This window comes from Spirosoma endophyticum (assembly GCF_900112365.1).
Taxonomy (GTDB): domain Bacteria; phylum Bacteroidota; class Bacteroidia; order Cytophagales; family Spirosomataceae; genus Spirosoma; species Spirosoma endophyticum.
Genome location: NZ_FOLQ01000011.1, coordinates 25613 through 37273 on the forward strand (window position 1 = coordinate 25613; position 11661 = coordinate 37273).

Consider the following 11661-nt stretch of genomic DNA (forward strand, 5'->3'; position numbering starts at 1 on the left):
ACAGATGGCGTACTACGTGTCTGAACCGTCGTTCCTATCTTTTATTTTGATTAATTCTTCGGCGTCTCCTATGTCTTTCGGGCGACCAGTGGCCAGTTTTTCGGTAATCAGGTCATTCAATCGGATAACTTTAAACGATACGCCATCAAACGTTACGTCGATGGCTCGTTCGTAACAGGCGTCAAAATCTATATCCCGAAAGGCTTTCAGATGATAGCCTGTGTCCAGCATGAATCCATATTTGCCGACTGCAACAGACGTCCATTCAAAAATTAGCGGAACGTCTTTCAGATTAGTAGACCCGGCAACATCGTTTTCTTCCAGTGCGTAGATTAGATTCACCTTGTTCTCAGCATCTGATTTTAGCCACAAATCCATATCCTGCGTTGTTCGGATATGCCCATGGACAACGCCTGCCATACCACCCACTAATAAAAACTGAACGTTGTATCGGTGCAGACTTCGTAGTAATTGCAGTACGTCGTCATCGGCAATGTTCATGTTTTTGGGAGAGTTTTTGGGATTGGCGTGGTAAAGTTTCGAAGCCGTCCTCATTAACCGTGTAAACGCCTTGATTCGGGTTTTCGCACTGTTGTTGAGGATAGTACGCATAGCTCTTTGTACTTAGTCGAGAGGTAATTCTTCGGGTTCACCTGCCTTGATCCGGGCATTTTCGTCTTCGACCATCCGATTAATTTCTTTAATCACGTCGAAGAAAACGACCAGTTTGTCGAGCGGGATTTTCTCCCGGATCATGTTATTAAACTGAATGACGCCTTCACGGGCCATCTCGCGTTTCGCTTTGCCTTCTTCTGTCAGGTAAATCCGGACGAATCGTTTGTCGTTGCCGTCAACTTCGCGCCGAATCAATCTCCGCTCTTCGAGACTTTTCAGCATCCTGACCAACGAGCGCGGTTCCATGCCCAGAAGCGGCCCAATTTTAGTGGCGGGGGTGCCTTCGTCCAGGTCAATATTCAGCAATACGTAGCCAATCGCCATCGTAATGTCGAAGCGGCCTGCGTAGGCATTGTACATCCGTGAAATGGCATGCCAACCCCATTTTATATGAAAATCAACGGTTTTTTCTTTTTTCATGGTAGGTGTCGTCCTGTCCAACTTCAAGACGTAAATCTACCATTTTTTTTGAAAAACAGTATGCATGCATAACGTTTGAACCGGGATTCGTTTGATTCTTTTGACTGACTATGATTTTTTGAATCGGCTTTCGCTGAAAACCATAGTCGGTCAATAAAATCAATTAAATCCCGCCGGGCCGTCGTTACAGTTCGGAAATGAGTTTATCCATCAGCCGATTAAACTCGTCTACGTATTGATCGTAGAATTTACCCGTGCCGGGGCCGGAGAAGCCCGTGTGAATGTGACGTACCTGTCCTTTTTTATCGAGAACAATCGTTGTGGGGAAAGCGACAACGGCGTTCAGATCTGGTAATGCTTTGGAAGCTTGTGCTTTATCGTTCGTGCCTGCCAGCACAACAGGATAGTCTATGTTGAACCGTTGCTTCATACGCTCAATCTTCGGGCCAGACTCGGTCATTTCGGCCGATCGTTCAAAGGCCAGCCCCAAAATTTCAACGCCCCGCTGCTTGTTCCGTTTGTACCAGGGACTCAGGAAATTGGTTTCGTCCATACAATTAGGACACCAGGAGCCAAGAATCTGCACGATTGTTACTTTGTTTTTAAAACGCGGATCGGTTAACGAGACCATTTTGCCAGTTGGTTCAGGAAAGGAAGCATTGAGCGTTTTTGCGCCTGGTTTCAGGTAGGTTAACGTAGCGGCATCGGGAAGTTTGGCATTGGGATCGAGCTTAGCTACCCAGGAATCATAGCCCGAAACACCCGCCCATTGGCCACCCGTAAGGGTTTTCGTGGCTGGGTCGTGTTTGGCTTTGAATAAATAAACGTGCGACCCGTCGAAGCAGGAAAGGAACAAACTGTCACCCACAACGTTGCCATCAAGATACCGATAATCGCCGGTGGGTGTCAGGAACGTACCGGTTAAATGGCTCCCCTTCTGGTCGAACACGCCTACGGCATTGACCGTATCGACCTTGCCCGTTTTACTGCCGAAATTAGTTGCCCACGAGCCGGTCAGGTTGGTCGTGGTCGAGCCTGTTTTTTCGTCGGGCACAAACCGATAATTCACACCATATTGGGCTTCAAAGGGCAGCGTCTGGTATTGTTGTGCTGCCCGACGGCGACGCCAGACGCCCCGCAACATATTACCGTCTATCTTTGCCATTAATTCTGAATCAAACAGCGCCATCGGTATACGGAGCGAGTCGCCCTGTACGATGGCGGGGTCCATCGGTAGCCGTTCCTTGCCATTGAGCGCGAAGACGGTATACGTTTTGGCATCGGTGGGCGCGGACTGAATATCGAGGCCGAAGGGCAACTCGCCCCCACGTGTTTTCAGAACCGCCCGATACGTACCGGTTTTGACCGTTGGCGATGATTGCCCGGAGCAGGCTGTAACTGCAAGGAAAATGATATAAATAATTACTTTTTTCATGAAAAACACTTATTGATTTACTTAAATAGCTTGCGAATAGACTTGAATAACTTGAGGTTTGTAAGACGAAAGCAAATAAATCATTTTCCATCACCTTCACGGTTATTCATGCGGCCATTTTTTACTCTCCTTTTGTTATTACTACCAATTTCTCTGTTAGCCCAATACCAAATAAGGTCAGCTACATTGACAGATCGTATTGAAAAAACAATATCTGGATTTGTTAAATACTATGATTGGGATAAGAGTCCTAAAAGTATAGAATTTGGTGAAGATTCATCAGGATCGATGAATACATTTCCCTTGCGAACTATACGAAAGCTATCCATCAAGGATGGCCCATTATATGAGAGCTTATACTTGAAAGTGCCTTATTACTCTACAGATCCTGTATTGCCGGGAAGTAATATCATCGATCATACGGATTCAACGTATCGTCTGGCCGAGTTATTACTTGATAGTGAGCCGGTAAAATTTTACCGCTTTTTTGATAACAATAACCATCTCCGATTTCTCATCACCAAATATGATTCCCTAATTTTATTAGATGATATTCAGGTTCAACTTATCAAAAGTGGAACTGTATTTAAATTTGAAAGCCACGTTTATCGTAAAAAAATACGTACTGCCCTATACGAATGTCCTACTCTGAATACCGATAATACTCAATATACGGAGGTTAGTTTAATTAATCTCTTGAAAGACTACTTATCGTTTTGTCGAATTGATTCCAAAATATATTTAGAGCAAAAGGAACTTGGTAAAGCTATGATTGGCATAGGGCCATATGCTTCTTATTGGAATAGTGCATACGCGCAACATTTAGTTTATGGATTGAACGTGCAGGTATTGCTCCCTCGGCGGCTTCACAACGTTTTCATCATGCTTAATGTTGGTAAAGCAAGTCAGGAAACAGTTTTAGGTGCTAGATCTGCTATAATCATAGGCATATATGGTGGTCAATACTTTGGTCGACGGGCTATTCAGGGAAAGATATACACAGGTCTGTCAACTTTGTTTGGCGCATTTGATACCGGGGTTGGGTTAAGCTATCGAAAAATGATTTCAATGGAACTTAGATATCCAGTTTTTTCGGGTCTTTTTAGCGGCTTCCGTGAACAAGACAGCTTATATATTCAGCCATTGATTAATCTCAGTGCAACAATACCTATCGGCCGCCCAGCCTCCCGATAAACACGTAGGAAGAAGCACAAGTGCTCAACTAATCTTATTGCTGAATGAGCAATTACCACGAACCAGTTTTATTACAAGCCTGCATTGATGGGCTGAATTTACAACCCGGCGGCACCTACGTTGACATTACGTTCGGTGGGGGAGGGCATAGTCGCGAAATCCTGAATCAGCTTGAAGGCGGAAAATTGTTTGGCTTTGATCAGGACGCCGATGCTCGCACGAATGCACAAGCGATTGGCGATCCAAGATTGACATTTGTGGCCTCGAATTTCCGCAATATAAAGCGCTACCTGCGACTTTACAAAGCGGATCAGGTCGATGGAATTCTGGCCGATCTGGGGATTTCGTCCCATCAGATCGATACACCCGAACGTGGGTTCTCGACCCGCTTCGATGCTGATCTCGACATGCGCATGAATCAGCAGGCCGACAAAACCGCCAAGCAGGTACTGAACAGCTACCCCGAAAATGAATTACACCGGATTCTGGGTATGTATGGGGAGGTGACCAATGCCCGTACGGCTGCTGGTGCCATCGTGTCGGCCCGCTCGAATCGCCCACTCAATACGGTCAATGACCTGAAAAATGCGCTTCAACGGTTCGCTCCACGCGGTAAGGAAAATAAGTATTTCGCGCAGGTATTTCAGGCGCTACGTATCGAAGTCAACGAAGAATTGCAGGCGTTGGAGGAGTTTCTGGAGCAGGTGCCTGACATACTAAAACCGGGTGGTCGCCTGGTCGTTATGTCTTATCATTCGCTCGAAGACCGATTGGTGAAAAACTTCATTAACAAGGGCAAGTTTCAGGGCGAAGTTGAGAAAGATTTGTTCGGCAACGAGCTCAAGCCGCTGCATGCGATCACGCGCAAACCCATTGAAGCCACGCCCGACGAAATCGCCCGCAATCCTCGCGCCCGAAGTGCGAAACTCAGGATAGCGGAGAAAATTTAGCGCCCCTTCGAACACAATCAGGCTGCTGGTTCAGGATATCATAGCATCCAATTTCTATCATTTTTATGCCTTTACAGTGATATACATTTGGCAATACGTTATGACAAAATCTTTCGCTTGCTATTGGGCTTTATCCCTCCTTTGCTTAACCACGACAATTGGTTACGCACAGCGGGCTGACCGAAACAACTATTGGCTTGGGGTAGGTTTAGGAAAGAGCCAATACCATAGTGGCATGATAGCCTTAGGGTACGAATTTAGTAACACGCCTACTTTACTGATTGCTCGCTATACGGATAATCGTGAACTGTTTTCTGCCAATGATCCCAGCATTATGGCACAAGAAATCGCTCTAATGTATGGCGTTAAAACAGGTAAATTCCGCTTCTCAACGGGTGTAAGCAACGTTTGGGGTAGAAATCGGGGTAAATATCTCTCGGCAGTCAGTGACCCATTCCTCTATGGTGAACATTTGTACGAATCTGTTCGATACTCGACCGTTGGTCTACCCGCCGAGGTTCGGTTTATTATTTCGACAAAAGATGTGGGAATTGGTCTAACAGCTTTTGGAAATCTGAACGCCAGGCGCTCTTTCCTGGGCCTGAACTTGTCACTGTATGTTGGTAAAATGAAGTGAGATGGCTTGCTCAAAAGTCCAGGAGCAGTCAAATAAGCTTGATAGTAGGCCACAATTGGTGCATCTATTGGCCAAAAGTTGGCTAGTCAACCTGACCGCTCCTGGCCACATTGACGTTTGCAATAGCCACTCGGATTATGTTATGCGATCGATAAAAGAGCTATGAAGGACTTTGCACTAGGTGTGATCTTAAAGTTATGTATATCAGGCTAGTAACTGATTTAGTCGATCAGTTGCCAACCGGCTATAAAAATGAGCTTTGCCTAACTGCACCCGATGTTTAGCTAATTGCATCTCATATTGATGAACAAGTTGAGATCGTTGAGACTCACTTATGGATTTCTTCTGAGTGCGCTCAAGCCATTTGCCAAAATAATCGATCATCCGTTCCTGTGCAATTATAGCCCTTTCAGCGTTATGGACTCGCTGACGGGTTAAGGCAATCAGTTCTTCTCGGTGGATCGAGTTAGCAGAACGTGGTGTGCTCAGGATGGTTCGCCACTCAGTTTGTAGCGCTTGTATATCGACTGACAATGGAAAACCATCGAAAGCAGCTAGCGGGAGATTTGTCCGAACATCATCATCGATTACGTAAGCCGTTAGCAAGGTACTTCCTTGCGCGACGAGGCTACTCAATAAATCCCAGTTAGCTTCTAACGAACTTAGTCCACAGCTAAAATCGCGATGATTAGCCTGGTGATCCAGAGCAGAAAAAAAAAGTATCATTATAGCTGTCCTTATTAACGTTGGTCGTATTAAAGACTAAGCAAATTAGCAACCAAATAGTTATATACTCAATTCTTTAATTTGTATAAATGGCAGTATAGTACAATATTCCGACTGTATACTGACTTTTTTATTGCCCGTTCGTTCCGTAGCTTTGATACCCATCTCTCTTAATCGTTTACTTATAACGTTTTATGTTAGCTAAAACCTTCGGCGGTGCCGTTTATGGTGTTAATGCCAGTCTCATTACCATTGAAGTGGTTGTTGCACAGGGGTTGCATTTTCATCTGGTTGGTTTGCCCGACAGTGCCGTAAAAGAAAGTGAGCAGCGGGTTGAAGCGTCACTTAAGTTCTTTGGCTATCGCATGCCCCGCCAGAAAGTCGTCGTTAATCTCGCTCCCGCCGACATTCGTAAAGAAGGTTCAGCTTATGATTTGCCCATTGCGCTCTGTGTGTTGCAAGCGTCAGAACAGATCACGACAACCCGGAATCTCGAAGACTATGTGATTATGGGTGAACTGGCGCTCGATGGTACGCTACGTCCCATAAAGGGGGTATTACCGATTGCCATCGAAGCCCGCAAACAAGGCTATAAAGGCTTCGTGCTACCGGCCGAAAATGCGCAGGAAGCGGCCATTGTCAATCAACTGGATGTGATTGCCGTATCGACCATGCAGGACGCCGTCGAGTTTTTCGAGGGCAAAAAAGATATTGAGCCGTTGGTGAGCGATACCCGAGACCTGTTCATGACGCAGATCAATGCCTATGACGCCGATTTTTCGCACGTGCAGGGCCAGGAAAACATCAAGCGGGCGATGGAAATTGCGGCCGCCGGTGGCCACAATGTGATCATGATTGGGCCGCCGGGCGCGGGTAAAACCATGTTGGCCAAACGTTTGCCGAGTATACTTCCTCCATTGACTTTACAAGAAGCGTTAGAGACAACAAAGATTCATTCGGTGGCAGGGAAGCTCGGAAAAAAGGCCAATCTGATCGCTACGAGGCCTTATCGAAGCCCGCACCACACAATTTCTGATGCGGCACTTGTTGGTGGGGGCAGTTTTCCGCAGCCGGGCGAAATCTCGTTAGCGCATAATGGCGTCCTGTTTCTGGACGAATTGCCTGAGTTTAAACGCTCGGCGCTGGAGGTGATGCGTCAGCCACTGGAAGATCGTAAAGTGAGTATCTCGCGGGCAAAATGGGCGGTCGAGTTTCCGGCTAGTTTTCAGCTCATTGCCAGTATGAACCCTTGCCCGTGTGGTTACTACAATCATCCTGAAAAAGAGTGCGTTTGTGGAGCGGGTGTCGTTCAGAAGTACCTGGCTAAAATCAGCGGGCCACTGCTCGACCGAATTGATTTGCATGTAGAAGTAACGCCTGTATCATTCGACCAGATGACGGCTAACCGTTCATCGGAAACCAGTGAAGCCATTCGTGAGCGGGTTATACGGGCACGGGAGCGCCAGACGGCCCGTTTTGCCGATCAGCCGGGTATCTATTCCAATGCCATGATGCCCTCGCAATTGGTAAAGGAAGTATGTGTGATCAGCGATGCCGGACGGGCTTTACTCAAAACCGCGATGGAGCGCCTGGGCCTTTCGGCCCGTGCTTATGACCGTATTTTAAAAGTCTCGCGCACGATTGCCGACTTAGCTGCTACCGACGAAATACGTATTGAGCACCTCGCCGAAGCCATTCAATACCGGAGTCTGGATCGGGAGAACTGGGCGGGATAGAAATTTACAAACTACGTTTCACTGAGCTTCAATACTCATGCGTCGGCTTCCGGCTACCAGCTCTAATTTTACGACGGCCCGATCCTTTTTTGCTATATAATGCGTGGTTTGGGAGTCGGGCGAAAGATCATCGGTCACCTGAACAGCGTAGCACGGTATTTTCTGGCCATTTTTATCCGTCAACATTGTCTCTTTAACATCTGTGACTCGAGCGAACAGAAGCCCATGCTGGCGTGGATTGAAGTCGTAAATAGGTATAGTTGCCTGATAGCCTGCCTTCAACGGCAGAAATCGGATTAAGTGCGGATAGATATTTGAATCAAAATAAGGTTCACTCATCTGATCGTTTACAAGTGTAACTATTCCATCTTTCTGATTCTTGTAATAGCCCTCAATTCGTTGCCCATTGAACGCCAAAACCATGTTGCGTTGCCCATTAAACGAGGAATGGTAAATGGGCGCCATTGTTTTTTGCAGCGCAACCGTCGTATCGACCCAAGTGCCTGGTGCTCCTTTCATGGCAATTTTTTGAACAATAAGCACTTTGTCGCCCTGAAAACCCGGCTGAATGGTGGTCGTGATGGTCGCTAACTCGCGTTTGGCGGAATCCTGCCACATATACCAGTTGCTATTCTGTTTTTCGGTCGTTACTACGTAGTTAGCCAGCAGCGTTGTCGACGGCACTAGCCTGGCTTGAGCCAGGCCTTGATGGTGAATACCCAGCACACTTAAGAGAAGTAGACCAGTAGTTTGTAGGTTCATTTTGAGATAGTTTTTTATTGGTCGTAAAGGGATGAAGAGGAGGAGAGGGCCGAAAGGTATTTTCTATTCTTGTCTTTATTCCCCTCTTCCCATTACTCTTCTCCCTTACTCATTCCGTTCTTAGCGATTTCACGGGGTTCATTAGGGCAGCTTTAACGGATTGATAACTGACCGTCAGGAGGGCAATGCCCGCAGCCAGGAATCCGGCCAGGGCGAAAACCCACCACTCCATGTCAATTTTGTAGGCAAAATCCTGTAACCATTTATCCATTGCATACCACGCAATGGGCGACGCGATGATAATAGCAATTAGCACTAATTTTAAGAAATCTCGGGCAAGTAACGTAACGATGCCCAATATACTCGCACCAAGTACCTTTCTGATTCCGATTTCTTTCGTGCGCCGTTCGGTCGTGAACGCAACGAGGCCAAACAACCCCAGGCAGGAAACCAGAACGGTTAACCCGGCAAAACCGTTAAAGATGGCCACCATCAATCGGTCTTTACGATACTGAGCGTCGAACGATTCATCCAGAAAAGTGTACTCAAACGGATAGTTTGGGTAATGACGCTGCCAGATCGCTTTTACGACCGGCAGATGAGCCGGTTTGATACGTAGCATCAGGTTACTAACGGGCGACGTATTGTAGACGAGAACTAAGGGCTCGACCGGGTTGTGCAGCGAGCGATAATTGAAATTCTTCACTACACCCACTACGTTGCCTTTGTGTCCAAATCCCCCGATTGCCTGCCCGACACCCGTCTTCCAGCCCGCCAGTTTCATAAATGCTTCGTTGATCAAAATGCCACCGTTCCGGTCGGCGGCCGACTGAGCGGATAGATTCCTACCTTCTTTCAACTGAATGGCGAGGAGTGGCAGAAACGTCTCATCGACAAACAGGTAGTTGCTCATGACGTCCCGTTTTTTGCCATTCGTCTGAAAACTTGTCGATGCCATTGGCAGCAACCCATTCAGCTGCAACCCTGATCCGAGGGTTACCGCATCGATTTCACTACGTTGTTTGAGGCTGTTCCCGAAGGCCGATGCTCCAGCCCGGGCGGTTGAATCGTCGGGTATGTTGACACTGAGAATCTGGGCCGTATTGAACCCAATATCATAGCGTTGCATATAATCCATCTGCCGATGAATAACCAGCACACCGGCAATCATGCCAGCCGCCAGCACAAACTGAAACACAATGATCGTTTTCCGCAGCCATGCCCCCTTATTCCGGGTGCTCGCAGTGCCTCTCAGCACAGCAACCGGATCATACCCAGAGAGTACAAAGGCTGGATATAAGCCACCCAGCAGCGTGATCACAAGCCAGGTAAACCCGAATAACCGAATAGCATCAAGCCAGAAAATATGCAGCCGGATTGTCAATAATTTGTTAAAGTAGGGAATAGTAATCGGTAGTAAAACGATTGAGCAACCAACGGCCAGGCCACTCAATAGAAACGATTCAAACAGGAACTGCCGAACCAGTTGACTCCGCATAGCGCCATTCGCCTTTCGAACGCCCACTTCTTTGGCCCGCTCGGTTGCTTTGGCCGTCAGCAGGTTTATATAATTCAACAGGGCAATTGCCAGAATAAAGGCGGCCAGGAATGCGAACAGATAGCCGTATTGTTTATCACCCTTTGGCGTATCGGCCAGCTTGCCCTTGCCATAATGTACGTCCTTTAATAGTTCAGCCGGAAAACCAATGGAGTACCCTTCTGCACCCATTTTCCTGAACTCCGGGTTGGCGTAGGTCCTGGCAATGTAGGCCAGTTTTTTGGTAAAATCCGGCAGATTCGGCTGGTTGCGAAAAAGGACGTAGGTGTAGCACGGGAAATCATCGTCCACCCAGGAAGTACCCGAAAATTTCTTCGATAGTAACACACTGATGGGCAGATCGGTGTTGCTGGGTACGTCGGCGATGAGGCCTGTAATTTTGTAATTCTGTTTATTTACCTGAATCGATTGGCCCAGCACATCGTGTCGACCAAAATACGTAGTAGCAAAGCTTTCTGTGACAACCGCACTATGGGGATCAGTCAGCGCCAGTGTCGGATTTCCCGCCCGAAATTTATAGTCAAATACCGAAAACAGATTCTTATCGGCATAGTACACATCCAGTTGGCTAAGCAGTTTGTCTTTAGTACGAATGATAGCCGATATTGGCTGGAGCCGGATGGCCGTCTCGACTTCCGGGTAATCGCGCATGAGCATGTCCGCCAATAGCAGTGGGCTGGACGCTATCAACAAGGGTGACTCCGGCGTTTTCATGGCGGTCGTTACCCGAACAATCCGCTCCGATTTCGGATGGAACGTATCGTATGAGAACTTATGATTAACATACAGCACCATGATTAGGCAGGCCGTCAGACCAATAGCCAGACCACCAACGTTCAGGCCGGTGTATAGTTTGTTCCGCCAGAGGTTTCGGAGCGCGATTTTGACGTAGTTACGAAGCATTGTTTAGCAGGGTTTACAGAAACAGGATGCTTCGTGTCGTCCACAAGTTGTATTGCCGTTACGTAATTAAGAAAATTTAACTTAGATTGTCTTCGCTTGCTATTGGGCTGATAATCAAACGCTTGTTTTAAATGCTCTGTAGGGTTAACAGCACCTGAATGTGGCATATTCTTTACTATTATTTCGTTGGCTCATCGAATGAGGTTGGCAAAGCGTTCAATCAAGAATGGTGGAGCGCCAATACGTTTTTGATAGGCTTAACAGATTTTATCTGCTTGATGGCGACAGAGGTTACGCAAAACCAAGTGAAGACGTAGGCATACCACTACGTTGCTTTCCGTGCTGATAGTAGGAGGGCGTTGAACCTGTGTACTTTTTAAACGCGATGGAAAAGCGTTGGCTGCCATCGCCCCACGCTGAAAGGTGGTGAGCTATTAGCGCCCGGTATGCCCCCAGTACCGAATCTCACCAGCACTGGCAACGTAGGGAAATGGACAAAGGCCCAGTTTTTTGCGACGCTACGTACCGGTAAAACACCCAGCGGTCATCAGATCGACAACGAGAACATGCCCTGGAAAATGACCGCTCAGTATAGCGATAAAGAGCTGGCGTCCCTCTACCAGTATTTCCAATCCATTCGGTAGAGTCTGTTTCATCGATTCAGA

11 protein-coding genes are annotated in these 11661 nt (G+C 47.2%); 5 read left to right on the plus strand and 6 right to left on the minus strand.

Features of this window, described 5'->3' with window-relative positions:
- Nucleotides 1-12 precede the first annotated feature (12 nt).
- The 3 genes from BM202_RS23230 to BM202_RS23240 form a co-directional block, all read right to left on the minus strand.
- Nucleotides 13-612, minus strand: a complete 600-nt coding sequence (locus tag BM202_RS23230; RefSeq protein ID WP_245776752.1) for a nucleotidyltransferase — start codon at nucleotides 610-612, stop codon at nucleotides 13-15.
- A 12-nt stretch (nucleotides 613-624) separates the two neighbouring features.
- Entirely contained in the window at nucleotides 625-1095 is a 471-nt protein-coding gene (locus tag BM202_RS23235) for a MarR family winged helix-turn-helix transcriptional regulator (RefSeq protein ID WP_093830633.1), read from the minus strand.
- A gap of 184 nt (nucleotides 1096-1279) precedes the next feature.
- Nucleotides 1280-2530 carry a peroxiredoxin family protein gene (locus tag BM202_RS23240; RefSeq protein ID WP_093830635.1) on the minus strand — a complete coding sequence of 417 codons (1251 nt, stop codon included), beginning with the start codon at nucleotides 2528-2530 and terminating at the stop codon, nucleotides 1280-1282.
- Nucleotides 2531-2716: 186 nt separating this feature from the next.
- Here BM202_RS23240 and BM202_RS23245 point away from each other — a divergent pair, with 186 nt between their 5' ends.
- The 3 genes from BM202_RS23245 to BM202_RS23255 all read left to right on the plus strand — a co-directional run bounded on the left by BM202_RS23245 (nucleotide 2717) and on the right by BM202_RS23255 (nucleotide 5311).
- Nucleotides 2717-3724 (plus strand): hypothetical protein, encoded by a 1008-nt coding sequence (locus BM202_RS23245; protein WP_143100733.1) that lies wholly within the window; start codon nucleotides 2717-2719, stop codon nucleotides 3722-3724.
- Nucleotides 3725-3768: 44 nt separating this feature from the next.
- Nucleotides 3769-4674 carry a 16S rRNA (cytosine(1402)-N(4))-methyltransferase RsmH gene (gene rsmH, locus BM202_RS23250; RefSeq protein WP_093830639.1) on the plus strand — a complete coding sequence of 302 codons (906 nt, stop codon included), beginning with the start codon at nucleotides 3769-3771 and terminating at the stop codon, nucleotides 4672-4674.
- Between the two features lie 100 nt (nucleotides 4675-4774).
- Nucleotides 4775-5311: a hypothetical protein gene (locus BM202_RS23255; protein ID WP_143100734.1), complete on the plus strand. Its 537-nt coding sequence runs from the start codon at nucleotides 4775-4777 to the stop codon at nucleotides 5309-5311.
- Nucleotides 5312-5515: 204 nt separating this feature from the next.
- Here BM202_RS23255 and BM202_RS23260 read toward each other — a convergent pair whose 3' ends face one another.
- Nucleotides 5516-6037 carry a hypothetical protein gene (locus BM202_RS23260; RefSeq protein WP_093830643.1) on the minus strand — a complete coding sequence of 174 codons (522 nt, stop codon included), beginning with the start codon at nucleotides 6035-6037 and terminating at the stop codon, nucleotides 5516-5518.
- A 194-nt stretch (nucleotides 6038-6231) separates the two neighbouring features.
- On the opposite strand from BM202_RS23260, the gene BM202_RS23265 reads away from it, so the two are divergent.
- A complete protein-coding gene (locus tag BM202_RS23265; RefSeq protein ID WP_093830645.1) occupies nucleotides 6232-7773 on the plus strand; it encodes a YifB family Mg chelatase-like AAA ATPase in 1542 nt (513 codons plus the stop codon).
- Nucleotides 7774-7791: 18 nt separating this feature from the next.
- Here BM202_RS23265 and BM202_RS23270 read toward each other — a convergent pair whose 3' ends face one another.
- On the minus strand, nucleotides 7792-8535 hold the full coding sequence (locus tag BM202_RS23270; protein WP_093830647.1) for a DUF3108 domain-containing protein: 744 nt from the start codon (nucleotides 8533-8535) through the stop codon (nucleotides 7792-7794).
- A gap of 109 nt (nucleotides 8536-8644) precedes the next feature.
- Entirely contained in the window at nucleotides 8645-10996 is a 2352-nt protein-coding gene (locus tag BM202_RS23275; RefSeq protein WP_093830649.1) for an ABC transporter permease, read from the minus strand.
- Nucleotides 10997-11442: 446 nt separating this feature from the next.
- Between BM202_RS23275 and BM202_RS23280 the strand changes: the two genes are divergently transcribed.
- Nucleotides 11443-11640: a hypothetical protein gene (locus BM202_RS23280; RefSeq protein ID WP_177236662.1), complete on the plus strand. Its 198-nt coding sequence runs from the start codon at nucleotides 11443-11445 to the stop codon at nucleotides 11638-11640.
- Nucleotides 11641-11661 lie beyond the last annotated feature (21 nt).